Raw genomic sequence first — 25,468 nt, 5'->3', positions numbered from 1 at the left:
CTTAATCTTGCGGTATTAAACGAACATATCTAATAAATCCTTTACCTTCAATTTTATTGGCTAAATTCTCACTGGTCAAGTCAAATTCTACATCGTCTTTGTAGTATTCTTGATCTTCAACAGCCGATTCAAATCGGATTTTATAGCCCGCGTCAATTTTGTCTTTAGGAATTTTGATCACGCTAACCGAGCGATTACCACCACTGATGGTAGCTCCGGTAATGGCATCGATATCTGCGCGTTTTTTACCTTGGAAGTTCCACCATTCGGTAATGTCGGCATACCACTCGTCATCGTCGCCTTGAACGTAGAGTGTTTCAACGTACTTAGCATTGGCATCCAGTAACGAAATAACAACATAAGCACCTTCACCCGAATAATTTTTCATTTGGATAAGGCATTTGTAATTAACGGCTTCTGTTGCTGTAAAACTGTACAATCCCCCAACAGTGATAAGCACTATGCATAGTTTTTTTATGATATTCGTGTACTTCATAAGATTATTTTAAAAAGTTTAAATCGGTTTGCTGCGCACGCAATACCTCGTTTTCTTTGGCAAGGTCATACACAGACTCGCCAAAATTAGTAACAATCTTTTTATCGGCACCTAATTGTAGTAGGTATTTGATAAGTTTAGTGTTTTTGGCTTGCATTACAGCACGGTGCAAGGCAGTCATTCCATCGCTGTCTTTTGCATTGATATCAAGCTTGAGACCGGTTAATTTTTTTAATAAATTCAAATTGTTTTTCTCAACGGCGATATGGATAAGGGTTTTGTTGTTAGCTTGTAATTGGTTTAAAGCAATGCCTTGCTTCTGTAGCAGCGCTAGCTTTTTATCGAAGTTGTCAACAGCCCTGTCAGAATATCCTTTCACCAAGTAATACGCGATGCTATTCCCTTTTTTATCAAGATGCTTTGCATTGGCACCTCGTTGCAACAAAAATGCTACGACCTCTGGAGTATTTCCATAAATGGCATTCGTCAAGGCGGTTTGTCCTTTTTTGTTAGCGGTATTGATATTTGATGTTTTGTCAGCGAGTAAGGTAACGATAGCGAGGTTATTGCGACGTGCAGCATTGCTAAGTGCAGTGTTCCCTTCCGCATTCTGTTGGTCTACAGGTGTCCCTTTTTCGATGAAATAATTTAGGGTTTCGGAGTCTTTATTTCCGTATGCTAGGTTGTGTAAAGCCGTTTGCCCATCCTTAGAAACGATAGCAGGGTTTAATCCTAAACCTGTTAGATATTTGAAAAATTCCAAACTATTATAACCTTTTCTAGATCCGCGTGTGGCAAGGATAAAAGCATTTTCTCCTTTATTGTTGAGCTTTTTATACGGCAATCCTTTTTCAATCAACACTTGTAATAAGGTGGTGTTTCCTGTTTTAGCCACGTAATTAAAAGCACCATTTCCATCGGCATCCACATCTTCCAAATGCATGCCTTTGGCTGTAAAATAAGGAAGTATACTCAAGTCTTTTACATGAGGTAGTAGGAGTAATAAGGCATGAGCACCATGACCATCGAGGTCATTTTTTAAATCGATACCGTGTTGAATACACAGATCGTAAATTTCCGTATTCGTTTTTCCGGTAGCGGCGGCAAAAGTAGCCACGGAATACTGATGAGAATCTTTTAAATCCATACGAGCTCCGTTAGCAATTAAATAATTCATTAAAGGAACGTTGTTAGCATAGGCAGCCCAAAAAACATAAGTCCTCTTATCATGGGTAATTTTGTTAACGCCATTTCCTTCCAAACTGAGTAAATACTGAATGCTCTCCAGGTTAGCCTTTTCTAAAATGGCGTAAACCACTCCGTCAAAAGCATAGCGATTTAAGGCAGTTGCATCGTGTCCTTCGTTAATTTTATCTTTAATTAAGGCAACAGAAGGATTGCTTTTCCAAAAAGAGCGCGATAAAAACACGTTTTCTCCTTGTGCGTAAATTCCTGTAGTAACCAGCAACAGTAATAGTAGTGTAAATCGTTTCATGAGTTTTCTTAAAAATGAAAACAATGCTCCGAAAAGCATTGTTAGGAATTGTTATTTTTTAATAAAAGATTCGATGATAGCATCAATTTTTGCTGCTTCCTTCACATCTTTTTTAAACAGGTGTTTGTACAATGGTTTATTGTCCACTTTTTTCTCTAAGCTGAGGTTGGCGTTTCTGTTATATACATTATCCCAGGTATTTCTTACTAACTGCCACTTTGCTTCGTTCTTTTTCCACCAGTCTTGGGCACCTTGACAACGACTATCCGGAACGCGTACATAGGTATTGTACCCTTTTTCAGCGGCTAGTTTTACGTCGTCCTTACCTGACTCTCTGATGATTTTAAGGTTGTCCTGATCGTGTAACCAACCGTAATCTGTAATTTCATGACGATTTCCACGTAAAGTTACGTTGTAATCGCTTCGCTTCGTATACTCACGTCTTGGTAACGGAGCATCTGTCGTGTTTTCCCAATAGCTTTTCCCGTCTACATGTACCCAAGTACCCGAACCTTCATAGCGAGGACTGTCGTCTACTTGATATACTTTTTGTGTCCACTGCTTGCGAACCTCTTTCTTTGGTTTAAACTCATAGACCCATTTGTTGTCTCCGTCATAACGGTAAAAATCTTGGTTTTGGTACAACCAATCCTGACGCCAGTGTTTTACGATATAAGGCTTTTCAGGATTTCCTACTTGCAGTAAATGTTGAATTACAATCTCATTTTTATCGTCTTTCACCAGCTGTGCCCATTCTAAGGCTTTGTCTGATTTCATTTTTGAAGGCTTGTAAAGAGAATCTTTACTATAGTTGAATGTTTCAGCAAAATTGAAGGTCACTTCAAAGCAACCACACATTTTTTTGATAGCTTCTCGATCTTTTTTCTTTTTGCTTTGAGCGTTCCCAGTATGGCTTAAAAACAGCGCTAAAGCGGTAACTACGAGTACATTTTTCATTCTGTCGGTATTTAAAATATGATATTCTTCTGCAAAAATATGAAATTTATTTAGATTGATTAAAAATAACATATATATTTGCATCAAAATTATTAAGAATGTTTCTAAATAATATGTGGAAGTTAGTATGGTTTTTGAGTTTTGGGGGATTTATATACGCTCAAGAGCCAATGGAAAGCCAAATAGATTCAACGAAGGTGAATGAGCTGGAAGAGGTAATCGTAACGGCAACACGAACAAAAAGACAATTATCATCGGTGCCCATGCCCGTGATATTAATTAATAAAAAGCAAATCCAGAAGTCGGGATCTGTACGTTTACGTGATATCCTTTTAGAACAAACCGGAATAACTTTGGTTAAGGATGTTGGAAATTCAGAAGGAGTACAATTACAAGGGATATCAGCAGATTACACCTTGATCATGATTGATGGAGTACCGATAGTGGGTAGAACCGCTGGAAATATAGATTTGAATAGAATAACGGTAAATAATATCAAGCAAATCGAGGTGGTCAAAGGACCTACATCGTCACTTTATGGATCAGAAGCCATGGGTGGTGTAATTAATATTATTACCGAAAAACCTACGAAGGAACAGTTAAAAGGTTCTTTGCAATTATTGACGAGAGGAGGCGCCAGAAATGAATTCGACGCCAACGGTGAGTTCAGTTTTCGAAAAAAGAATTTAGGCCTTATTGCCGGACTGAATTTGAATTCGAGTGGAGGATTTGATTTGGTGCCACAAACAACGGCTCCAACGGTGTTTCCGCATCAAAATATTACGGGGAACTTACAAGTGATGTACGATTTTAATAGCACTTGGAAAATCGATGTGGCCTCGCGTTTTTTTGAGCAAAAACAATATGTGAATTCGGTGATTAACAAACAGACGGATTGGAATGTAAATGCCAAAGTAACTCAGGCAATCCATAACAACTGGAACGTGTTGTATACGTTTTATGGTACGCGTTTTAATACGGAAAGTACGCTAAATGGGGAGACCTCTTTATTTAATAGAAGTTTATTTCGTCCTGAAGTGCGTTCGACAGTAAACCTCAGCAATAGAGAAAGTATTGTTGTTGGGCTCGGTGGAAATATCGACGGGTTGGACAGGACCTCTATTAACGGAGCGAAAGAGTTTAGAGCTTGGTATGCCTACGGACAGTACGACTTTTTTGCCACTGAAAAGCTCAATGTAGTGCTCGGTGCGCGTTACGAAGGGAGTTCGAGTTATCAATCGGCTTTTAGTCCAAAAGTTTCTGCGAGCTACGAGGTGTTTGACGATTTTATCGTAAAAGCCTCTGCGGGATACGGATTTAAGATTCCTGATTTTAGACAGTTGTTCTTCGATTTCAGAAATATAACGCACGGATATATCGTGTTAGGTACACACACCTTACACAATTTATACGGAAATCAAGTGGACTTGAGTAGGGTGGAGAAGCAATTAAAGCCTGAGAGTTCAAAAGGATACAATGTTGGATTCCGATGGAAGCCCATTCAGGCGGTAACTGTGAATGTAAACGCATTTAGGAATGATATCCAAGACCTGATTGACACGTTTGATACGCGAATTGACCCAACAGCCATTGGTTTACCGACGGGAACTCGAACGTTTTCCTATCGCAATATCAACAGGGTATTTACGCAGGGAATTGAAGTGGACATGAATGTCAAAATTAACAAAAACATTCAATTGTTTGGAGGGTATCAGTATTTGGATACAGGAAATAAAGACGATATCGCACGCATTGAGCAAGGCTTGTTTTACAGAGATGCTAACGGAGTGTCGCAGCGTTTACAAAAGTCATCGTATTTCGGATTGGTAAACCGTTCGAAGCACATGTGGAATGCCAAGCTGTTTTACGAGAATTTCGCCCATGATTTTTCGGTGAATGCCCGTGGAATTTACCGAAGTAAGTTTGCGCCGTTTGACAGTAATGACAATGCCGTAATCGATGAATTTGACAATTTCGTAAAACCGAATTTCCAGTTGAACATAGCGGTAAACAAAACCCTGTATAACTGGATAGATTTTCAAATAGGAGTTGACAATGTGCTCAATAATACAGGAGCAGAGAATGGAAAACTCTTTAATTACCGCAGGACGGATGGAACGGTAATCCCAAATGAGAACTACTTGTTACTAGGTAGAAATTATTACGGAAGAGTGCGATTTAATTTTTAATGAATATTACAAACGAGAAAATAGGATTATATAATGAGAAATTTTAAAACAATTTTAGGAGCAGTAGTAGTGGCCTTTTTAATGGTGTCATGTAGTGATGAGAAAACTCCAGAGCAACAACCGCAACCCTTAGCTACGAAAACCGTGAAAAACTTTGCAGCCCCTGCAGGAGGTGGTGGTGGAAACTACACTGGAGATTTTGCGAAGTTCAGTTTTAAAACAGGAGCTAAAACAACGGGTGATGACTGGGATATCGCATTCCGTGCAACTCAGATTATCGTAAATGGAGGTGCTAAAATTGAAAGTATCAACGAGGAACCAAACCGTACAGGAAATGCGGCAATAGCCATCGTTTCAAATACCTTAAAAGATTTAAAAGATGCTCCAGCAGATAGTGAATTTAAACAAGATGCTAAAGGTACTTTTGGTTTAACTACCGGAAGTGGAAAAGGATGGTACTTGTATGACCCTAGTAATCATACCATCAAACCAGCTGCCGGAAAAATTTTGGTTGTTAAAACGCACGATGGTCGTTTTGCTAAAGTAGAAATTGAAAGTTATTATAAAGATAAAAATGCATCAAACCCTGCTAATGGACGCTATTTTACATTTAGTTATGTATACAACCCAACTGCAGGACAGAAAAGTTTTCAGTAAGTATATTTATTGAATTTTGTTAGTTTTTGTTACGTTAAACAGCCTAATCAGCATTGATTAGGCTGTTTTTTAATGTCTGTGTTAACATTTAATTAACATAATTTAACACTGTTAAAATAACTTATTTTTATTTAGAATAAATAAGAATAAGGTATTTTTGCATCTTGAATAAATGTATATGACATGAACAAAATTACACTTACTACATGTTTATTAATCTTGTCTGGGCAGTTAGCCATTGCCCAACAATGGAAAAATACTACGCGCTTGGAGGCCAAGGTCACCAAGGCCAACGATAAATTTGGAACCTCCCTAGCGATCAACGCAACGAACAGTTTTGTGGGAGCTTCTTTGGATGATGAAGCGATTTCAAATGGGGGAGCTGTCTATGTTTATGACGGCAACTTAAAGTTTACTGAAAAACTTTTCCCTTCAACCCCCATGAAATCGGCCTACTTCGGGAACAGTATGACCGCGAATGACAAGCATTTGGTGGTTGGAGCTTACTACGGTAAACACGATGTTGCGACGACAAAAAAAGAAGGACTGGTATACCTGTTTGCTAAGGATGCCAGTAACAAATGGAAGGAGACTAAAATCCTGAAACAAGAAAATGGAAATTCCTATGATTTGTTTGGTCGTGATGTAGCCATCAGCGGTGATTATATATTAGCTACCGCAAATGGTGAAGACGAAGGAGAACGTAGTTCAGGTGCTGCCTATATCTTTTTTAAAGATCAAGGAGGTGCAGACTCTTGGGGACAGCAAGCAAAATTGAAGGCCAAGGACATTCAAAAGAATGCTTATTTCGGTTGGTCGGGTGACTTGTCGGGTGATTATGCAATAGTCGGAGCTTATAAGTTTGATGCACCAGGAGTTACCGATGCCGGAGCTGCCTATATTTTTAAAAGAAATGGAACCAATTGGGAAGAGCAGGTAAAATTAGTACCGACCAATACCCAATCGGATGATCTTGTTGGTTATGACGTAGCCATTGCGGGAGATTACGCTGTAATTTCAGCTCCAAATGCCGTTGTTGACGGAGTGTCTCGTGCGGGAAAAGTTTACGTATACAAGAAAAATGCATCAGATACCTGGGAATTGAATGCTAGTTTAACAGCACCGAATCCGACAGTGAATGAAACCTTTGGACACAAAGTTGCCATAGAAGGAAAGCGATTGATCATCAGTTCAAAAGGAAATCAAAATAGAAAAGGGCGCGTTTTTGTATTCACCTTGGCAAATAAGGAATGGGGAATTGCGAAAGAACTGACAAAAACTACACCGGTTGCTGAAGATAATTACGGAGTTAGTGTTGCTTTGAGAGGTGAACGAACCTTGATTGGTAGTGACGAAGGTACGGACAGAGTAGGAGCTGTATACGCTTATGAAGAATACCTGCGTTTTGAGGAAGTAACTGCCGGGATCAGTAATTTCTTTTATGCTTCGTTAGATTGGGGAGACTTTGATAACGATGGTTATAAAGATGTAATTGTTTCTGGAGGTATTGATACTACCGGTGATCACAGTGCGGATCAGAGTGCAGTAAAATTATTTAGAAATAAACAGGACGGAACTTTTGAAGAGGTGGTGACACCAATGTACGGATTGCATTTAGGGGCTGTAAAGTTTGTCGATGTGGATAATGATGCAGATTTGGATGTGGTAATTTGTGGTCAAAATTACGCGGATATTACCAAATATTACTTAACCGTTTATGAGAACGACGGTGCTAAGTTTAAGAAAAAACAAGATTTAGACGGGTTAATTTACGCTTCGTTGAGTTTTGCTGATATTGATAACAACGGAACCTTAGACATGCTGGTTACTGGAGCATCACAAGCACATGGTGGTGCGGCACAGAAAGCCTTCGTTTATACCAATGAAAAAGGAATGTTTAAGAAGTCGAGTATCGCTTTACCAGGAGTTCAAAATGGACAGGCAGAATTTGCTGATATCGACGCTGATGGAGATATGGATATCTTGATTATGGGTACCGATAAAGATGACAAGTATATTTTAAAAACCTTTAGCAATGACGCTGCTACCTTTACTGAAAAGCAAAGCTTACCAGGGATGTACTTAGGAGGATTGGCATTTGGTGATTTTAATGCAGATGGTTATCCTGATTTCGCTGTAATGGGGGATGATACTAACGATGATTACGCCGCCTTGATTTACAAAAATACCAAAGGAACCTTTGCAGAATACAAGAAGTTAAAAGGAGTAGATAGCAGTAGTGGTACTACGCCTGTTGCTTGGGCAGATTACGATAACGACGGAGACTTAGACTTGCTTTTGGCAGGAACCGATGAAGATTATAACGACGTTAGTTTAACCTATAAAAATAACAACGGAAAATTCCATTTGACAAACGAAGGAATTCAAGGACTTGGAGGGAATGTGAGTTTAGGATGGGCCGATATCGATAATGATAACGATGTAGATGCATTGGTGTCTGGATGGTATACAGATAAAAAAGGGAATTATACCTCTGGAACTTTATTGCATAAAAATACAACGGTAAAGGCAAATCTTGCTCCTTCCGCTCCAACCAACCTCACTACAACGACGGCGGGAAATGCGGTTACTTTTGCGTGGGATGCCGCTACTGATGATACTACGAACAGTAATGGTTTGTTTTATATGTTGCAGGTAGGAACTACTAAAGGAGCTCACGACGTGGCGTATTACCCAGTATACGGAACCACTTGGACCTTAAAAGGAATTGGTAGTGGACCCTTTTATTGGAGTCTTACTACTGTTGATGCCGCTTATGTACAATCGTCAGTAGCAGAAGGAACCAGTGTAACTTTAGGAACAGACAAGGTGGAAAAAGAGGCAGCGAATGTGTTGGTTTATCCAAACCCAATTCAAGAAGAGGCAAAGGTAACCTTACCTAAGCACCTAACCAATGCACGTTGGAGTGTGTACGATATCAACGGACGTCGCGTATTGGCAGCTCAAAAAATGACCAGCAATGGAGTTGTAAACATGGCAGCCTTAACTTCGGGAACGTACGTGTTAAAGATTACGACAGCAAATGCTGTAGTTACCAAAAAGATTGTAAAATACTAAGGGTCTCGGACGTTTAGTTCTTTTAATTGTGTTGTGTAAAAGACAAGCCTAGTTGTACTACTAGGCTTGTTTTATATTTTGTACTATTTGTAGTTTTAAGCGTGTTCTGCTAATTTTTCTTTGATAAAGGGTGCGGTTACTGAATTCGGATGCGTTGCTAAGTCTTCCGGAGTACCGGCAAAAAGTAAATTTCCTCCCTTTTTACCGCCTTCTATTCCCAAGTCAATAATGTGATCTGCACATTTGATGAGATCGATATTGTGTTCAATAACGACTATAGAATGTCCTCGTTCTATCAAGGCGTTAAAAGAGGTTATCAATTTTTTAATATCGTGAAAATGCAAGCCAGTGGTGGGTTCATCAAAGATAAACAAGGCTTTTTCTCTGCTCGTTCCTTTGACTAAAAAAGAGGCGAGTTTAATGCGCTGTGCTTCCCCTCCTGATAGGGTAGAAGACGATTGCCCTAGCTGTACATAGCCCAAACCAACGTCTTGTAATGGTTTGAGTTTTCTCGATATTTTAAGTTCGTTATGACGGGTAAAGAAGTCAATGGCATCGTCGATGGTCATATTTAAGATATCGTCGATATTTTTGTCTTCGAATTTTACTTCGAGTACTTCTTTTTTAAAGCGTTTTCCGTGACAGGTTTCGCATTGCAAATGCACGTCTGCCATAAATTGCATTTCAATGGTTACTTCTCCTTCTCCTTTACACACTTCACAGCGTCCGCCTTCAACATTAAACGAGAAGTGCTTGGGCTGATAGTTTCTGATCTTTGATAGCTTTTGCGAGCTCAACAGCTTTCGAATATCGTCATAGGCTTTGATATAGGTTACTGGGTTGGAACGCGAGGATCTCCCGATAGGGTTTTGATCAATAAATTCAACCTGTTGCAATAGGTCCAGGCTGCCGGTAACTTCGGTGTGTTGTCCGAGTTTGTCACCGTATCCATTGAGCTTTTTTTGCATGGCAGGGTAGAGGATTTTTTTGACCAATGTACTTTTACCACTCCCCGAAACTCCTGTAATCACTGTTAAGTTGTGTAGCGGTATATGGACGTCTATGTTTTTGAGGTTGTTTTCTCTTGCTCCAATTATAGAGATAAAATCTTTAGATACTCTGCGCAGGGCAGGAAGCTCAATTTGTTGCTTTAGCGATAGGTATTGCGAGGTTAGTGAATTGGATTGCAGCATGTGTTCAAAACTTCCCTGAGCAACCACTTCACCACCATAACTACCTGCTTCAGGACCGATATCAATAATATAGTCCGCTTCTTTCATAATATCTTCATCGTGTTCAACGACAATGACAGTATTTCCGAGGTTGCGTAGATTTTTCAATACCTTGATAAGGCGTTGTGTATCTTTTGGGTGCAAGCCGATACTGGGCTCGTCCAAAATATACATCGATCCCACCAAACTACTACCGAGAGAGGTGGCCAAGTTGATACGTTGACTTTCTCCTCCTGAAAGTGTGTTTGACGTTCTGTTCAAGGTGAGGTAATTGAGGCCAACATCACCTAAAAACTGCAGGCGATTATTAATTTCGGTGAGTAAGCGCTGGGCTATTTTTTCTTCGTATTCATCCAGCTGGATGGTCTTAAAGAAGGCCGCCAGCTCATCGAGGGGTAAGTTGACTAATTCTGATATGGTTTTCCCGTATACCTGAATGTAGTTGGCTTCTTTTCGCAAGCGATCGCCATGACAGGTGGTACAGGTTGTTTTTCCGCGATATCTCGAGAGCATCACGCGGTTTTGGATTTTGTAATTTTTGGCTTCAAGTGTGTCGAAGAGGTGCTGAATACCCTTAAACTTTTTCGTTCCCTTCCACACGAGGGCACGCTGTTCATCGGTGAGTTCAAACCAGGGTTTGTGAATGGGAATTCCAAACTCTTCGGCGTGTAAAATGAGGTTGTTTTTATACTTTCTATAGCTGTCCGTTTTATAAGGAAAAATAGCATCTTCGTAAATAGAGAGGCCGGTATTCGGAATAACGAGTTCTTCATCGATTCCGACAACATTACCATAACCTTCACAGGTAGGGCAGGCACCATAGGGATTGTTAAAACTAAACAAGTGTGTATTAGGCTCCAAAAAGCTCATACCATCTAGCTCAAACTTATTGCTAAATTCGTGTTGTTGTTCGTTTTGTAAGTCATGAATAAAACAAAGGCCTTTTCCTTCAAAAAAAGCAGTTTGCACAGCATCACCTAGTCGATTGTAAAAGTCTTCTTCGTGTTTTACAACGACCCTGTCAACAACGAGTAACAGCGGTTCACCGTCATAGTTCTCTTGCGGAAATTCTTCAATGCGGTATACAGTACCTCGGTGTTGTATACGGGCGTATCCTTGCTGCATTAGTACTTGTAAGCTGGTCGCTAATTTGCGTTCAGCATTGATTTGTATAGGAGCGAGGAGTAATAGCTTGCTGCGCTCATCAAAAGTTTTTACAAAATCGAGTACATCACTAACACTGTGTTTTTTTACCTCATTGCCAGAAATAGGTGAGTAGGTACGGCCGATACGAGCGAAGAGTAATTTGATATAATCATAAATCTCGGTAGAGGTTCCTACTGTCGATCTAGGATTGGTAGAATTAACTTTTTGTTCAATGGCGATTGCTGGAGCAATACCTTTGATATAGTCTACTTTCGGTTTGTGGAGTTTTCCTAAAAACTGTCGGGCATATGACGATAAACTTTCCACATACCTACGCTGTCCTTCGGCGTAGAGGGTATCAAAAGCCAGAGAGGACTTTCCAGAACCAGATAAACCCGTAATTACTACCAGTTTATTTCTGGGAATCACTACGTCAATATCTTTTAAATTGTGCAGTTTTGCACCTTTAATGATGATGTTTTCTTTAGGATCTACGTTCGTAATATCTATATTCATATGCTCAAAAAAACTAAGCGATAAAAATACGGTATTCTGAACTAGAAAGAAAAGAAAGTTCAAAGAGATTCAAAAAGCAAACTAAGCCTTTGAACAACAAAACCCTAGTTGTAAAGTAAACTAGGGTATGTAATTTTTAAAATAGAAACTACCAGCTAAAAAGTCGGCCGCTACCTTTGTATACATTGTGTCCAAATACAGAGACCTCGACGTCGTAGTCTATTTCTTTTTTATCGAAATCAGCCGATAATTCAACTTTGGCCTCTCCGATACCTACACTACCTCCGAGGGTCACATCTGGGTGCTCTGGATTGAGGAGTATCGAACCAATGGGTGCACCGTACAAGGAAGCTTTTCCTGTGATTTGCGGGATGGCTAGGTCTATTGAATACTCGATGGTTAAAGGACCGAAGTGTTTAACTCCTCCGATATTTTGTCCTAATTTTTTTGCTTGTTCGGCACTCATGGCCGTCTGTGGAGCTGCTACTGCTGTACTCATAATAATTTGGTTAGTTTCCTACTCGTATGGCTTTTCGGATACGCCTCGTTTTTTTCGTAGTGCTGAACTCTACGGTGGTTGTATTTCTTTGAATACCATGAGTTTAAAGGTAGTTGTGATACTTGAGATTGTAGTGGTGTAGGTTTTAAGTGGTTGGTTTTGAGGTTTTAATGAGGTTGTTTGAGGAAGGGGCGTAAAAAAAACTGTACCGCCAAAGCGGTACAGCCACAAATAGAAATAAATATAAATACGAAATGAGCAATTAAGCGTGTGCTGGCAACTCAGCGTGCTCTTCTTTTACAGCGGCAGCTAAATTTTCAACGGTTTGCTCTACTGGAGTCTCAATAAATTCAACTTTTTGAGGTCCAACGTTTACCCATTGCCCGTTAATTAAATACGAATAAAAGGCGATTCCAGACTTCCAATCTTCTTCTAATGACATACGTAAAGTCACGTTTTTGATCGGTTGTGGAGCACCCATTACTAATGGAGCGAAAGGAGCGTATCCGTCCGCAACAACGAGTATATTACAAGATTTCATCGTTGCCATATACGAGTAATCACCTACGAGATTGGTTTCGATGTTTAATCTTGGATTTGTTGCTTGGAAGATATTTCCAGTACCAACAACTCTATTCGTCTTTCTGTTGATGATTAATGACAAGTTGAAAGAAACACCTCCCATCAAGTTATTACTAATTCTGTAGTTGTTTTGATACAGGTAGTGGATTTCATTGTCTTGCTTGTTTTCCATTTTGAAAATGTTTTAAAGTTAGTTCCTTACTCATTGGCTTTTCAGGTAACGCCCCGTTTTTTGAGTAGTTTCTGGACTCTACTTTTTTGTTAGATTGTGCAAAATAATCGGTAGCGCTGAGTGATTATTTCGCTGTGGGCATGTACGTAATGCATACTAAAGATACAACCTAACGCAACGCAGTCCAACGGGGAAAAACACCTTAGTTTATCTTCAGTGTTAGCCCTGATACCAGGTAGTAATTGCCCTAAAAAAAAAGCGAGGTATTACCCTCGCTATAGCACTATCCGATATTGTTGATAATAAACTTTTGTTTGCTGGAACAGGCTCCCTGCCAATTACCACAGTAATATCCTACCATGTATTGGCCACCTTCGTTTAATTCATCTGTAGTAAGCAAGGTAATGGCATTGTTGGTTGTACTCTGAACTCGAACGCCTTTAATTTGTTTGTACTCAGGAGTTGTTTGGAATAGGAAAATACTATCTCCGTTTTGTTTTGGATTTATTCCAGACAATGCACTCGACTGAATTTCTAGCTCAAAGCCCATGTTGTTTGCAGAAATGGCGAGCACTTCAATTGATTCGTGGAAATTGGCCCCGTCTTTTCCGTTGATGAGCTTTAAGTAACTGCATAAGGTTTGGGGTACGTGATTGATGCTTACCGATAAACCGATAATGAATTGACCAGACTTAAAATTGAATTTTGAGTTGATGGTGACTTGTCCGTTATCCGATGGTTGCACTGTGAAGGTTTCTGCAGGTGTTCTGCCCACAGGATTGTCTAAACCTTCGTATACAGCAATAGTGTACTTGTATTTTGTAGTCGAACCAATCGGATTCGAATCTACCGTACTGTAAAATACGTTCAATTCTTTTGGAGAATTTGGGTTGACTGCAGCTCTTATTACTTGTGCGTAATAATTGTCAGTTACGTTAAATAGCACGGCGGTACCTTGTGAAAGTTGAAGTGCTTCGTTTTGATGTACTAAAGTAGTTTCCATAATTAGTAGAGTTTTGGTTATTATTATTAAATGGTTGTTTTGAAGTATGTGGTGTTGAAACGTCGGAGTAAGTGACCCGTTCTCGAAGTTCGAGAACAGGTTACTACTAAACTAGGCCAAGGTCATTGCTTGGACAGCAAAAGGATCATCGGCCTTCTCAAACTTATCGTAGCAGGCTCCGTAAAATTCCTTGTTGATAAATTTACCTTCTTTTAAATCGACGACTACCAGCTGTGATACAGGGTGGGTAAGTCGATCCAGTTCGTTGAGGTCAATATAAAGATCTCCCATAGTGCGTGCATTGCAAAAGAAGTACAAGAGGTTGTTGTGGTCACTTACACTCGTCCATAAGGTCTGTGCAATATTTGGAAAATTATCATCCTCAGAATTGAAGTTTACCGGTACTGAGGCGTTCATTACGATAGATTTTGACTGCGCTAATGAATCGGCACTGGAATGCGTTGGGTGCAGGTGGTTTAAGTAGTACGAAGCTCTGGCAAATCGATCAGACGGAAAAGGTCCTCCTGGTAAGGTACTACTCGGAAAGTGGTTTTGGCTACTCCACTGCCAACGCCAGTATTGGTTGAGTTCGATTTGTTTGGCATACGAAGGCTCATTTGTCATGATACGGAAGTCCATATTGTGGTAAATAACGAAAGTACCTTTGTGTACTTCGATGATCGCAGAGTCTCCGAATTTGTCCGATACTGCTAAATGCAAAGAGGCTTCTTTGGTACTACCTGGTACTTTAGCCCCGATGATTTCAATTTGCACAGTAGCATTTTCATTGAACTGATTAACTACCTCTTTGACCGATGCACAGGTATCCAATACGAATTGTACCCAACGAAGTACATCGAGTTGTTTGTATTTCGCACTGTCATTACGGTGATAACTCGCGTCGCTGTCGTATAGTAAATTGGCAACCAATCCTGCGCTATTAATACCGTCAGAAGCACCATAAGGAGCACTGACACCAACCATATTGACGACGCTGTCATAACGGGCAATCCAAGTTAAAGGATTGTCATGCAGGGCATCGGTATCTTTTTCTGACAGTCCTATTTTTTCGGTTGGCTTGTCGAGGTTGGTTTTAAACACGAAAATAGTGGTGGGCATTTGCTCGGCCCAATCCATGTTTCGAGCAGTGGTTAAAAATTTGTTTTCCGGATTAAAGTTGTTGTAGATTCTAGTACACATAATTTAAAAGTTTAGTAGTTTAAAAAATTATTGATTTTTAGCAATCGCTAGGTTCAAGTGTTCCAGTTCTTTAGAGTGGTCATTGATAGCGATGGCTTGCATAGACATTTCGTTGGTGTTCAGTATTGATTTTACAAGGAAAGCTTGTGGTGGAATGCTGATGGCAAGGGTAATCAAGCCACCGCCTAGTACTGGTAAATTAACGCCTTTCATCAACGTTCCACCAAACCACCAGTTGTTCATAATGTGTTGGTTTGAACCTTGACCGATGAGAACGTTTTTAATCGTATACTGCTTGCCTGCTAAGCTAAATTGTAAGGTTCCCTTGATGGCAAAGTTTAATTCATCAGGGAGTTGTTTTCCAGTAAATGAGGCAATCGCACTTCCTTTGTTTATTTCATGTGCAAACCACTTGGCAGGAACCTTACTTTTACTTCTTCCGGCCTTAATGATAAGCTGCCCTTTTCCGTTTTGAATACTCGTGGTCACTCCGTTATAGGGTTGGCCAATAGTTACCTTGCTATCGGTCACGTTAAAACTAAAGTTGTCTAGCTTTTCATTGCCAAACGATAGTAAGAATTCGTTGTTGTGTAGCCCTGATAATTGGCGTACGCATAAGATGTTGAAACTGTAGTTTCCTGAAGGGTCTAGGTAAAGTTGTGTGGTTGCGCTCTGCTTTGGAGAGTACAAAACGCCTCCTTTGTTATTGTCTTTTGCTTGTATGGCCGGCGAGCAAAAGTGCCAATTGTTGGTGGCAACGTGATTTCCTTGTCCAATACAAACGTCGAAACGCTCGTCATTAATATACAAAGTGCCTTTTATTGCAAAGTTTAGTTCGTCAGGACTGTTACTACCACCGGCAGTATGAATCATACAGTCAGTGTCGTAGTCTACAGATTTTTTATAAAATGTAGCCGGACCCGTATGTTTATGGCGATAGGCTTTTACGGTGATGATCAGCGTTTTTCCTTTTCGTTCCACCTGAAATCCCTTCCAGTTATCTTTAGGATTTTCAATATTGTAGTCGGCGAGTTTAAAATCGAGTTTCGTCAGTTCAATATCTGCTTTGAAATTCAGTTTGAATGTATTGTCTGTTTTTGACATGATGGTAGTTTTTAGTTACTGGTATATTGACCTCTAGGGCCTTTTTGTTTGGGAAACGCTATGAGTTTCGTTAACGTTAGTGAAAGTAGTACAGAAAAGCAGGCAGTAATTGTCCGGTGTAGTGAACAGAGAAAAAGATGTAGTGAATTCCGTAAAAAAAGGCATGGTTTTTTTGGGGAAGGCCAAAAAAAATCCCCTAAAAAGGGGATATAGTTGGGGTTATAAGATTGTTTTGCGGGATCTAAAGTGATTGTACGGATCACGAGCATACTGCTCTTTAATGGCAATGAGCTTGTGATAGTTTTGAGCAAAGTAGGTTTCCGTGGGTATGGAGCTGTCTTTAAAACTGATAAAGGCACCTGAAGTGTTGGGGATATCAGCCGCCCTGCAACGTTCTATCCAATCCATTGCTTTATTGGTACGGTTGTAAACCTCATTATTTTGAAATTCATTTTTTTGATAAGTTTCCTCGTTCCACCAGCATTGGTATTGAATGGTGTAAAGCTTGTCGGGATACGGAAAGGCACTAGCATCATGAGTGTTTTTGTGTTGCAGGTAATAGTCACCAACGATCGCTCCCAGGGTAACGTAGTTAAATAATCCCAAGCGCCTATTGCCCGTTTCGAGAAGGTCAGAGCTCAAGCTCTCTAAAAGCTTTTGATATCCGTTGGCACGGTTGGCGTCGAGTCCGTTTTTAGACACCAATCGAGAGGTGATTTTATGCGGTGCAGGCTGGTCTTCATCGGGTTGTAAGGGAGTGCCTTGCACAGTAGTAGTCATTTTCAAACGAATCTTAGTAAAGGATTCACGATCCCACGAGCTCATTAAATGCAAACCGTAGGCACGTGTACCATAGTTTGCTCCAGTAGGTGGAGCAATTGTGATCTCACTCGGACGGAGTTCGCCAAAGAAATTGTCATCTAGGAACTTGCGTAAGCTTTTTTCATCGCCTTGCCAGTATCCGTAAAAGACGCAGTTATGTGCTACGGTAGGAGGAAGTGGCAGGTCTTTTTGCCAAGGACGCGCATTAATTTTTAAATTGGTTCCTGTGAGTTGTGCTGTTTGAGTCGATTGAATAATCGCTTCCCACTTTTTCAGTACTTTTAACGTGGGAACATTTTCTTGTAATTGGTCTGGGTTGAAATCTTCGTAGGGGTTCCAGACTACTTCAAAGCGATGTAGTATGGGAGGAAGTGGAAACGTTTGAATTCTAAACTCAGTGACAATGCCGTAGCTCATGGCGCCACCACCTCGCAGTGCCCACAGGATATCTGGTATTTTTCCTTCACTGACATCGAAATCCTGAACGGTACCATCACCGAGTACAACCGTTGCGCCCACAAGGTGTTCACAGCACATTCCATGGCGTCGTGTCCAAGGGCCCCAACCGCCCCCCATGGTGAATCCAGAAATTCCAACAGTAGCACAGGTTCCGTGCGGAATCATGACATCTTTATCGGCTAGAGCAGTGGTCAAAGTTTCAAAGCGTATACCGGGAGGAATGTGCGCCACCTTAGTAATTGGATTTACGATGACTTGTTCTTTTTTACTCATTTTAGAGAGGTCAATCAAAACGACATTGGTTCCTATACACTCACCTTCATGATCGTGCCCACCTGCTCGTACCTTGATAGGAAGGTTGTTGTTTTTGGCAGCTAGGTAGGTTGCCTGGACATCGGAGGTCTTTTCGCAATACACGATGACAAAGGGGTTGAACTGTAGACGTCTGTTAAAAATCTGACTGTTTTCGTTGTGTACAAAGACCTCGTCGAGATTGCCCCAGTTTTTTGAAATCTCTACGGTTGTAGGCAAACAGGCTTGCAGTTCTTTTAAAAAATGTTGTACGTGAATTCGCAATTGTTCACGAGTAGTTTTCGTTGCTGTTAGTTTCATAGTGGTCGTTTCATTAGGAAGGTTAATAAAAAGGGAGTCCCTTTACCAACAAACTATTAAAAAAGGAGTTAGACTTGTGATTGGAGGGTATGAGTACTTTGAAATAGGGTAGGAGTAGCTAAGTTGAGGTTATGAGTGAACAAGACAGCCTTTAGCCGGCTGTCTCGTTGTTGTAGTGCTTATTCTTCAAAGACCTTAAAGGCTTCCATGCGCAGGCTGGCATACGTAAGTACGGAGTCGCTTTCGCCGCAAACAGGTAATTCTCCTGTCTTTTTTCCAATTAGGGCTTGCAATTTGTGGTCTTTATACTGCCAAATAGCAATGTCGACCTCAAAAAATTTATGAGATTCTGCAAAGAGCTCTCCCGATCCGGTATGATAGTCTAACCAACGCCCTTTATAAGGACCATTAGCTATTTCATAGGTGAAATGATCTTTTTTGGTGTACTTCGTTAGCTTGACATTAAAAACAGTGGCATCGGACTTAGAAACATCACAAATCAGTTTGTCACCGCTTCTTTTTTTATCAAATCCGAGGTAGCCTCTATCCTTACCATCCAAGGTAACTTTGAGTTTTACACTTTTCAATGTTCTGGCACTTGACAGGGCTTCTGTGGCTAATTGCTCCAGAATTTCATTCCCTAAGGTTCGTTTTTCTTCTACTAAATTTTCCATATGATAGTTTTGGTTAGTTTCTTACTCGTATGGCTTTTCAGAGTCCGCCTCGTTTGTTGGGTAGTTGCTGAACTCTACCTTGCAAAACAACTGCTATATAACAGTGTTTCGAGGGTAAACTTACTGGAATTAGGTACTGTGAAACTCAGTATTGTAGTGAATGCCTATTGTTTTGTTGTGAGCTAAACTATAATAGGCATGGAATTGGAGAGGCAGCGGATTATTTTAGTATTGTAAAATTATTGATGAGGTGTTTGTAGCTGTCACTGAATGCAATGCGGTGCTCATTTGCGAGTACTAGGGTATGGGTACTGGGGATAATTTGTGTTATCTTTTGCGTATTGACAATAAACTTTCGATGTACTTGCTGAAGAAAATTTTCGGGCAGGTATTCGTTGATTTTTTGCAACGAGATTTGAATGACAAAGGTATCTGTTTCGGTAACCAAGGTGCAATAGCGATTTTCAACTTCTATGTAAATGATAGCAGTGAGTGCTACTTTTTTAAGTGATTTGTGTTTTTTGATAAAGAGGTGGTTGCTTCCGATCACTGTATTTTCAAGTCCACCGGCAAAAACATTGTTTTGGTAATAGAACTTTTCTATAGCCATTTCTAGGGTGTACAACAGTTCGAGTTCATTAAAAGGTTTTAATAGAAAACGAAACGGTTTGCTGAGTTTAGCACGTTCAAAAATGGAGCGATCTTTTGAAGAGGTTAAAAAAACAAAAGGTTTTTCGGCATTGGGGATGGTAGCAATGGTCTCGGCAAATGCGAGTCCTTCAGGGTTGTTTCCCAAAAAAATATCGATGAGTACCAGGTCAATTGTTTGAGAGAAAAATAAGCTAACAGCTTCTTTATAGGTAGTGGCAATACCGACCACATGATAGTCGTTATCGGTAAGGCAGTCGTGTAGTGATTGCGCGATGTCAGGCTGATCTTCGATGATCAAAATAGCTAGTTTATTCATGGGGAGTTGCTTTTTTAAAATAGATTTCGATACAGGTTCCTTCGCCTTCCGTACTTTTTACCAGTAGCGGAGCGCCGTTCTTTTCACAGAGTGATTTACACAATTGCATTCCGAGGCCTGTACCTTGTATTGCGGGTTGTTTTTGGGTAGCTTTTTTTTGTATAGGAGTATTTAAGGCGTGAATGAGTTCGGGGGGCATGCCCGGTCCGTAATCTTCTAAGCTGAGCAGAATGTACTCGTCATTTTCAGAAGTCTTCGCAGTTATCAAGCTATCTTTTGGTGAAAACTTAATGGCGTTGTCAAGCAGATTTCGGAAGATGATTTTAACGGAATCAATATCGGCAGTAATAAAATGTCCGGGTACGACGTCGTTAAAAAAACGAATGTTTTTATGCTCGAGTAATGGATGAAAATTATAACTCACTTGCTCAATAATGGAATGCAGGTGAAGGGTTTCTTTATGAAAATACAACTGTTCTGTTTGTAAGGTAGCCCAATGCAATAGATTTTCTAAGAGGTGGTAGGTAGTATCGGCAGTACGGACATTGGTTTGTACGATGCGTTCAACATCATCGGGCACCTCAGTTGGGAGCTTTTTAAGTACGCGTTCGTTGTTGTACTTAATCAAGGTGAGCGAGGAGCGCAAATCGTGACTTACCACTGAAAAGAGCTTATCTTTAGTTTCATTAGCTACTTGGAGGTGATCCTTTTGTTCTTGAATAATACGATGGCTTTTGCTTTTATAAATGTAAAAGTACAGACCTACCATGAGCAAGATAAGGAGAAGGCCGGCGATGAGTAATAAACTATTGCGTTGGTTGATTTGTAATTGCTGTTCTGCGGCCAGCAGATCAATTTCTTTTTGCTTTTCACTGAGTGCTAATCGCTTTTCGTATTGGGCTACAGACCAAATTTTTTGTTGGCTGGTCAGCGAGTCTTTCCAACGTTCAAATTCTTTGCGGTAGCGCAGCGCAGCGGGATAGTTCTTTCTGTTTTCTTCAACTACCGACATATTGAGTGCTGCCTTTCTTTTCATTTCAAAGTTGTCGCTGTGTTTGGAAAGTGCATAGGCTTTTTCAAAATACGGAATGGCAAGTGCGTCTTTGTATTGCACGTAGTATACATTTGCTATATCCATATACGATCCTATCAGGCGAAGGGTGTCGTGAGCTGCTTGTTGCATGGCGGCGCTTTTGGCTAAGAGTTTGCTCGCTGTTTTATAGTTTTTTAAATGGAAATGCGCAATGCCTTCGTCGTGAATAACCGAGCTTTGGTGGTAGCTGTGTCCTTTAGGGAGCGGCAATTTTTGCAGCTGTTGAAAATAGTCAATGGCCTTTTGGAACTCTTTCTTCTCGAGGGCCATTCCGCCGTAGTTACGTAAAATTTGATGGTACAACGGAAAGTTTTCGGCTACCTGTTGGTATTCATTTACAGCGGGTGTAAATAGTCGTTTCTTCATAAAGGCATGGCCGCGCATGTAGTACAGCAAGTTTTTGCTGTGCTTTGTAGGGTTTTGTACCAGTGATTTCGCACTGAAAACCAAGACAGAATCCCAGTTTTGTCGCTGAAAATAATGAGCGGCTTTTAATAAAGATTCCTCTTGGGGTTGGGAATTGGCTAGGAGCTCTTGGAATGTTTGCGCAAAGGTTTTTGATGGTTTTTGCGCAAACAGTACGCTTACAAAGAGCATGCAGCCTCCCCATAATATCGATCGTAAGATGTTCATAGGCTGCTGTTTGTGGGTTAATCAGTAGTTTGGACAGTCGTTTCGGTTCCTCGAGAGGTTTCTGGATCAATGTCCCACACAAAGGCTTGGGCCACGTGGATTTTTTTCATTAAGACAGGAGTGTTTCCTTGTGGATCGTCAAAATGGACGTGTTTGGTTTTAAAGGAAATTGCATAGGCTTGATACTTGCCGGGAGTTCGTACGAGATTGTCGCGGTCGTGTTTGCTACAATACACAAAAAACTGCAATTTATAGGCACCGTAATTACTGATGGAAAACAATTGTTTTACCTGTACTTTGGGCAGTATAGAATTGGAGGCGACAAAGAATAAGATTTTGACCTTTAGGTGTTTTTTCTTTTTTACATACACGGCTTCGACTATAGGAGGCAGTGGTTTGTGGTAATTAGATGTAAACTCCAGGTTACCTGTTACAGTGGGGGTTAGGGCATTTTCAGCTGTAAATAAGCTAACGCCAGGAGGAAAAATGTACTCTTTTTCTGTGATGGTTATTTCCATAATATTAAAAGTTTTGGTTAGTTATCGGTTCATTAAATATAAGAAGAAACCTAGATACTATCTAATTCCATCGCAAATTAGCACCTTGCAAAATTGTCAAGGTATTAGAGGTCAAATTGTTAATTGAAATAAAAAAAACGCTAAAATTTTATGATATTATTTGTATTTCTCTCTAAAAAAGACAATATTTGTAACTCATTATTAATCAATAAATAAACGCCTATAGCATATAATTACTTTTAAAAATTAACATACCCCTAACCCCGGAAGGATACGCTTATCCTTTCAAAAAAAGTAATTATATGGACAGAAATGCTGTAGCAGATAGTCTTTTAGTGAGAGACTATATCAATGGAAACGAAGTCGCGTTGGAATTTTTGATTAAGCGTCATCAACAGAAAATTTATAGTTTTATATATAGTAAAATCCAAGATAGAGATTCGACAGAAGACATCTTTCAGGATACTTTCATCAAAGTAATTAAAACCTTAAAAAAGGGAAATTACAATGAAGAAGGGAAGTTTTTACCTTGGGTAATGCGTATTGCACACAATTTAATCATCGATTTTTTCAGAAAGAACAATCGCATGCCTAAATTTAACAGCTCTGAAGATTTTGACATTTTCTCGGTCATCTGTGACGGTTCATTAAACGCAGAAAACAGAATTATCAAAGATCAAATTTTAGAAGACGTAAAACTATTGATTGAAGAGTTGCCAGAAGAGCAAAAGGAAGTACTTAAAATGCGTATTTACAACGATATGAGTTTTAATGAGATTTCTGAAAATACAGGAGTAAGTATCAACACCGCCTTGGGAAGAATGCGTTATGCACTGATCAACTTGAGGAAGATTGTAGAGAAAAATAATATAATTTTAGTAAACTAAACAATATAAGAGAAAAAATAGCGTTAAGTATTTGAAAACAAATTATAAACAGGAATAAATGACGCAACTTTACTCTGATAGGTCTTCGGACTTTACCATGAAACCCCAAAGAGAAACAATTCAATTTTTACTTGATTTTTCGAAATCGCTAAAAGTAGTTAAAACTAAATCAAACTATCTCATTGAATTGAATTTGAATTAAGAGTGGAAAAAGCTTCAATAGTATATTGGAGCTTTTTTTATTTCATCACTGATTTTCGTCCTACAGTTTGTTGGATGATATCGTTTTCCATATCCCATCCACGTGCCGGACTGTATTCACGACCGTAAAAAATAATTTGTAGGTGTAGTTTGTTCCACAATTCCTTTGGAAAAAGACGTTTGGCATCTTTTTCGGTTTGGGCAACACTTTTTCCATTCGAAAGGTTCCATCGATACATTAAACGTTGAATGTGCGTATCGACCGGAAAGGCCGGAATGTCAAAGGCTTGGGCCATGACAACGCTGGCGGTTTTATGTCCTACGCCGGGCAACGCTTCTAGGGCATCAAAATCAGCGGGAACTTCTCCGTTGTGCTTTTCAATCAAAATTTCCGATAAACCGTGAATCCCTTTTGACTTCATAGGCGAGAGTCCGACGGGTTTGATAATATCACGAATCTCCTCGACGGTCAATTTGATCATGTCATAAGGATTGTCTGCTTTTTCGAACAGCAAAGGCGTAATGGTATTGACACGGGCATCCGTACTTTGGGCAGACATCAATACTGCTATCAACAGGGTATACGGATCCTTGTGATCTAAGGGAATCGGTGTTTCCGGATATAATTTTTCTAGGGTGTCAATAACAAACTGTACTTTGGCTGCTTTGTTCATTCGGATAAATTTAGCGATAAACAAAGGTACAAAGTTCTGATTTCTCCCTGTGAATTTTGAGCAGTAATTTGTAACTTTGAGTTGAATAAATTTTAAAGATTTCAGATATGACAAGCTTACAACCTGGAGATAAAGCACCGAATTTTGAAGCCTTGGACGAACAGGGAACTACGAGAAAGTTAAGTGATTATGCCGGAAAAAAACTGGTATTGTTTTTTTACCCAAAGGCGAGCACACCTGGGTGTACGGCAGAGGCCTGCAACCTACGTGACAATTACGAGCGCTTTTTAGCTGAAGGCTATGAAATTTTAGGGGCGAGTGCCGACAGTGCCAAGCGTCAACAAAACTGGATTAACAAACACGAATTGCCGTTTCACTTATTGGCAGATGAAGATAAAAGCGTTATCAATGCCTTTGGTGTATGGGGACCTAAAAAATTTATGGGTAAGGAGTACGACGGAATTCACCGTACCACTTTTGTAATCAATGAAGAAGGTATTATAGAAGAGGTGATTGCTAAAGTTAAGACCAAAGAGCACACGGCGCAAATACTGCCGGCGTAAACAGTGCGGAAAAGAATAAAAAAAGCGGATAGTATTGGTACTATCCGCTTTTTTTATATTACGATGCTTCTTGTAATTCTTTTTTGAGTTTGTCAGTGTTTTTGGATTCACCAAAGAGTTCCTTTTGCAGTTCTTTACTCGTTTTTGAACTTCCGTCATGACTCCATCCTGGAGGCATAAAAACGTATTTTAGACGGGTCGTAAACGGCAATGCTTTTTTGCGGTCAAAGAAATCTTTAAAAATTTCTTTCCACTCGTGGAAAATCACATTGATAGGTCCGCGGTCTTCGAGGTCTTTCGTCAATCCGAATTTTAACTTCTCATAAGAAGTTTCATCTTCTTCGGCTTGGAACGTTCCAAAAATTCGGTCCCATATTATTAAAACCATCCCCATATTCTTATCCAAATACTTGGTGTTTGAGGCGTGGTGAACGCGGTGGTGTGAGGGTGTTACAAAGAAGAATCCCCACAAACCGAGTTTACTTTTGATGAAATTGGTATGACACAGCGTTCCGTAATTTTGATTCATGGCATAGGCAAACATGATGTGTAAAGGTTCAATACCTGCAAAAGCGAGTGGTAAAAAGAACATATAACGGAACAACGGCTGCAATACCGGTGATCTAAATCCAGTAGAAATATTATAGAATTCCGAGTTGTGGTGGGTTACGTGCACGGCCCAAAAGAATCTCGAATGATGGTCAACATAATGGTGAATATAGTACAAGAAATCTTGTCCTATAAAAGCCACTAACCAGTATACAACTTGGTTGTCAATGGTAAACAGTCGATATTTAAAGCACAAACCCATAACGAGAAAGGAAAATCCCTTCATCAATAAATCCAAGCTAAAGTTTACCAAGGCAAAATACACATTGGTTGCTGTATCTTTAAATTCGTAGTTTTTAGCCTTTGCACGATAGCTAAAAAACATCTCTGTAAAAATGACCAATAGAAAAAATGGTGCACTCCAGAAATACAAGGTATCTTGATTTAATATATCAAACATAGTTCTTAAAAAAATTTATGCAAAAGTATT

General features: G+C 39.9%; 21 protein-coding genes. 5 read left to right on the top strand and 16 right to left on the bottom strand.

Annotation, left to right across the window (positions count from 1 at the left end; all coding sequences use genetic code 11):
• Window position 1 precedes the first annotated feature (1 nt).
• From ACKTS5_RS14135 to ACKTS5_RS14125, 3 genes are read right to left on the bottom strand one after another with little or no spacing between them, the layout of a single operon-like run.
• Window positions 2-496 (bottom strand): DUF2271 domain-containing protein, encoded by a 495-nt coding sequence (locus tag ACKTS5_RS14135; protein ID WP_408044528.1) that lies wholly within the window; start codon window positions 494-496, stop codon window positions 2-4.
• Between the two features lie 4 nt (window positions 497-500).
• Window positions 501-1,991 carry an ankyrin repeat domain-containing protein gene (locus ACKTS5_RS14130; RefSeq protein WP_408044527.1) on the bottom strand — a complete coding sequence of 497 codons (1,491 nt, stop codon included), beginning with the start codon at window positions 1,989-1,991 and terminating at the stop codon, window positions 501-503.
• Between the two features lie 51 nt (window positions 1,992-2,042).
• On the bottom strand, window positions 2,043-2,948 hold the full coding sequence (locus ACKTS5_RS14125) for a DUF6607 family protein (RefSeq protein ID WP_408044526.1): 906 nt from the start codon (window positions 2,946-2,948) through the stop codon (window positions 2,043-2,045).
• 98 nt (window positions 2,949-3,046) lie between these two features.
• On the opposite strand from ACKTS5_RS14125, the gene ACKTS5_RS14120 reads away from it, so the two are divergent.
• The 3 genes from ACKTS5_RS14120 (at window position 3,047) to ACKTS5_RS14110 (ending at window position 8,872) form a co-directional block, all read left to right on the top strand.
• On the top strand, window positions 3,047-5,137 hold the full coding sequence (locus ACKTS5_RS14120; RefSeq protein WP_408044525.1) for a TonB-dependent receptor plug domain-containing protein: 2,091 nt from the start codon (window positions 3,047-3,049) through the stop codon (window positions 5,135-5,137).
• Between the two features lie 33 nt (window positions 5,138-5,170).
• Complete coding sequence (locus ACKTS5_RS14115) at window positions 5,171-5,794, top strand: HmuY family protein (protein ID WP_408044524.1); 624 nt, start codon at window positions 5,171-5,173, stop codon at window positions 5,792-5,794.
• A gap of 183 nt (window positions 5,795-5,977) precedes the next feature.
• Window positions 5,978-8,872, top strand: a complete 2,895-nt coding sequence (locus tag ACKTS5_RS14110; protein WP_408044523.1) for an FG-GAP-like repeat-containing protein — start codon at window positions 5,978-5,980, stop codon at window positions 8,870-8,872.
• Between the two features lie 95 nt (window positions 8,873-8,967).
• On the opposite strand, the gene uvrA is transcribed toward ACKTS5_RS14110, so the two are convergent.
• The 11 genes from uvrA to ACKTS5_RS14055 form a co-directional block, all read right to left on the bottom strand.
• Window positions 8,968-11,766, bottom strand: a complete 2,799-nt coding sequence (gene uvrA / locus ACKTS5_RS14105; protein ID WP_408044522.1) for an excinuclease ABC subunit UvrA — start codon at window positions 11,764-11,766, stop codon at window positions 8,968-8,970.
• 148 nt (window positions 11,767-11,914) lie between these two features.
• A complete protein-coding gene (locus tag ACKTS5_RS14100) occupies window positions 11,915-12,265 on the bottom strand; it encodes a hypothetical protein (protein ID WP_408044521.1) in 351 nt (116 codons plus the stop codon).
• A 262-nt stretch (window positions 12,266-12,527) separates the two neighbouring features.
• Entirely contained in the window at window positions 12,528-13,019 is a 492-nt protein-coding gene (locus ACKTS5_RS14095; protein WP_408044520.1) for a DUF1842 domain-containing protein, read from the bottom strand.
• A gap of 283 nt (window positions 13,020-13,302) precedes the next feature.
• Window positions 13,303-14,022: a hypothetical protein gene (locus ACKTS5_RS14090; protein ID WP_408044519.1), complete on the bottom strand. Its 720-nt coding sequence runs from the start codon at window positions 14,020-14,022 to the stop codon at window positions 13,303-13,305.
• A 111-nt stretch (window positions 14,023-14,133) separates the two neighbouring features.
• Complete coding sequence (locus tag ACKTS5_RS14085; RefSeq protein ID WP_408044518.1) at window positions 14,134-15,222, bottom strand: linear amide C-N hydrolase; 1,089 nt, start codon at window positions 15,220-15,222, stop codon at window positions 14,134-14,136.
• Window positions 15,223-15,249: 27 nt separating this feature from the next.
• Complete coding sequence (locus tag ACKTS5_RS14080) at window positions 15,250-16,326, bottom strand: hypothetical protein (RefSeq protein ID WP_408044517.1); 1,077 nt, start codon at window positions 16,324-16,326, stop codon at window positions 15,250-15,252.
• A 219-nt stretch (window positions 16,327-16,545) separates the two neighbouring features.
• Window positions 16,546-18,219 carry an FAD-dependent oxidoreductase gene (locus ACKTS5_RS14075; RefSeq protein ID WP_408044516.1) on the bottom strand — a complete coding sequence of 558 codons (1,674 nt, stop codon included), beginning with the start codon at window positions 18,217-18,219 and terminating at the stop codon, window positions 16,546-16,548.
• Window positions 18,220-18,398: 179 nt separating this feature from the next.
• Window positions 18,399-18,893 (bottom strand): hypothetical protein, encoded by a 495-nt coding sequence (locus tag ACKTS5_RS14070; RefSeq protein ID WP_408044515.1) that lies wholly within the window; start codon window positions 18,891-18,893, stop codon window positions 18,399-18,401.
• A 220-nt stretch (window positions 18,894-19,113) separates the two neighbouring features.
• Window positions 19,114-19,860: a LytR/AlgR family response regulator transcription factor gene (locus tag ACKTS5_RS14065; RefSeq protein ID WP_408044514.1), complete on the bottom strand. Its 747-nt coding sequence runs from the start codon at window positions 19,858-19,860 to the stop codon at window positions 19,114-19,116.
• Complete coding sequence (locus tag ACKTS5_RS14060) at window positions 19,853-21,586, bottom strand: tetratricopeptide repeat-containing sensor histidine kinase (protein ID WP_408044513.1); 1,734 nt, start codon at window positions 21,584-21,586, stop codon at window positions 19,853-19,855. Before ACKTS5_RS14060 ends, ACKTS5_RS14065 begins: the two co-directional genes overlap by 8 nt.
• Window positions 21,587-21,603: 17 nt before the next feature.
• Entirely contained in the window at window positions 21,604-22,104 is a 501-nt protein-coding gene (locus ACKTS5_RS14055) for a hypothetical protein (protein WP_408044512.1), read from the bottom strand.
• Window positions 22,105-22,406: 302 nt separating this feature from the next.
• On the opposite strand from ACKTS5_RS14055, the gene ACKTS5_RS14050 reads away from it, so the two are divergent.
• Window positions 22,407-22,991 (top strand): RNA polymerase sigma factor, encoded by a 585-nt coding sequence (locus ACKTS5_RS14050; RefSeq protein ID WP_408044511.1) that lies wholly within the window; start codon window positions 22,407-22,409, stop codon window positions 22,989-22,991.
• A 239-nt stretch (window positions 22,992-23,230) separates the two neighbouring features.
• Here ACKTS5_RS14050 and ACKTS5_RS14045 read toward each other — a convergent pair whose 3' ends face one another.
• Complete coding sequence (locus ACKTS5_RS14045; protein WP_408044510.1) at window positions 23,231-23,866, bottom strand: endonuclease III domain-containing protein; 636 nt, start codon at window positions 23,864-23,866, stop codon at window positions 23,231-23,233.
• 107 nt (window positions 23,867-23,973) lie between these two features.
• On the opposite strand from ACKTS5_RS14045, the gene bcp reads away from it, so the two are divergent.
• The gene (gene bcp / locus ACKTS5_RS14040) at window positions 23,974-24,429 is read left to right on the top strand and encodes a thioredoxin-dependent thiol peroxidase (RefSeq protein ID WP_408044509.1); all 456 of its coding nucleotides are present in this window, start codon (window positions 23,974-23,976) and stop codon (window positions 24,427-24,429) included.
• Between the two features lie 58 nt (window positions 24,430-24,487).
• On the opposite strand, the gene ACKTS5_RS14035 is transcribed toward bcp, so the two are convergent.
• Window positions 24,488-25,438, bottom strand: a complete 951-nt coding sequence (locus ACKTS5_RS14035) for a sterol desaturase family protein (protein ID WP_408044508.1) — start codon at window positions 25,436-25,438, stop codon at window positions 24,488-24,490.
• Window positions 25,439-25,468 lie beyond the last annotated feature (30 nt).

The organism is Tenacibaculum litopenaei, assembly GCF_964514025.1.
Classification (GTDB): Bacteria; Bacteroidota; Bacteroidia; order Flavobacteriales; family Flavobacteriaceae; genus Polaribacter; species Polaribacter litopenaei.
The sequence above is the reverse complement of the archived record's forward strand: the minus strand, read 5'-3'. Positions and strand labels throughout refer to the sequence as shown.

Coding starts and splice junctions, on each gene's coding strand:
- ACKTS5_RS14135 (WP_408044528.1), bottom strand. CDS start 496: ATGAAGTACACGAATATCATAAAAAAACTATGCATAGTGCTTATCACT.
- ACKTS5_RS14130 (WP_408044527.1), bottom strand. CDS start 1,991: ATGAAACGATTTACACTACTATTACTGTTGCTGGTTACTACAGGAATT.
- ACKTS5_RS14125 (WP_408044526.1), bottom strand. CDS start 2,948: ATGAAAAATGTACTCGTAGTTACCGCTTTAGCGCTGTTTTTAAGCCAT.
- ACKTS5_RS14120 (WP_408044525.1), top strand. CDS start 3,047: ATGTTTCTAAATAATATGTGGAAGTTAGTATGGTTTTTGAGTTTTGGG.
- ACKTS5_RS14115 (WP_408044524.1), top strand. CDS start 5,171: ATGAGAAATTTTAAAACAATTTTAGGAGCAGTAGTAGTGGCCTTTTTA.
- ACKTS5_RS14110 (WP_408044523.1), top strand. CDS start 5,978: ATGAACAAAATTACACTTACTACATGTTTATTAATCTTGTCTGGGCAG.
- uvrA (WP_408044522.1), bottom strand. CDS start 11,766: ATGAATATAGATATTACGAACGTAGATCCTAAAGAAAACATCATCATT.
- ACKTS5_RS14100 (WP_408044521.1), bottom strand. CDS start 12,265: ATGAGTACAGCAGTAGCAGCTCCACAGACGGCCATGAGTGCCGAACAA.
- ACKTS5_RS14095 (WP_408044520.1), bottom strand. CDS start 13,019: ATGGAAAACAAGCAAGACAATGAAATCCACTACCTGTATCAAAACAAC.
- ACKTS5_RS14090 (WP_408044519.1), bottom strand. CDS start 14,022: ATGGAAACTACTTTAGTACATCAAAACGAAGCACTTCAACTTTCACAA.
- ACKTS5_RS14085 (WP_408044518.1), bottom strand. CDS start 15,222: ATGTGTACTAGAATCTACAACAACTTTAATCCGGAAAACAAATTTTTA.
- ACKTS5_RS14080 (WP_408044517.1), bottom strand. CDS start 16,326: ATGTCAAAAACAGACAATACATTCAAACTGAATTTCAAAGCAGATATT.
- ACKTS5_RS14075 (WP_408044516.1), bottom strand. CDS start 18,219: ATGAAACTAACAGCAACGAAAACTACTCGTGAACAATTGCGAATTCAC.
- ACKTS5_RS14070 (WP_408044515.1), bottom strand. CDS start 18,893: ATGGAAAATTTAGTAGAAGAAAAACGAACCTTAGGGAATGAAATTCTG.
- ACKTS5_RS14065 (WP_408044514.1), bottom strand. CDS start 19,860: ATGAATAAACTAGCTATTTTGATCATCGAAGATCAGCCTGACATCGCG.
- ACKTS5_RS14060 (WP_408044513.1), bottom strand. CDS start 21,586: ATGAACATCTTACGATCGATATTATGGGGAGGCTGCATGCTCTTTGTA.
- ACKTS5_RS14055 (WP_408044512.1), bottom strand. CDS start 22,104: ATGGAAATAACCATCACAGAAAAAGAGTACATTTTTCCTCCTGGCGTT.
- ACKTS5_RS14050 (WP_408044511.1), top strand. CDS start 22,407: ATGGACAGAAATGCTGTAGCAGATAGTCTTTTAGTGAGAGACTATATC.
- ACKTS5_RS14045 (WP_408044510.1), bottom strand. CDS start 23,866: ATGAACAAAGCAGCCAAAGTACAGTTTGTTATTGACACCCTAGAAAAA.
- bcp (WP_408044509.1), top strand. CDS start 23,974: ATGACAAGCTTACAACCTGGAGATAAAGCACCGAATTTTGAAGCCTTG.
- ACKTS5_RS14035 (WP_408044508.1), bottom strand. CDS start 25,438: ATGTTTGATATATTAAATCAAGATACCTTGTATTTCTGGAGTGCACCA.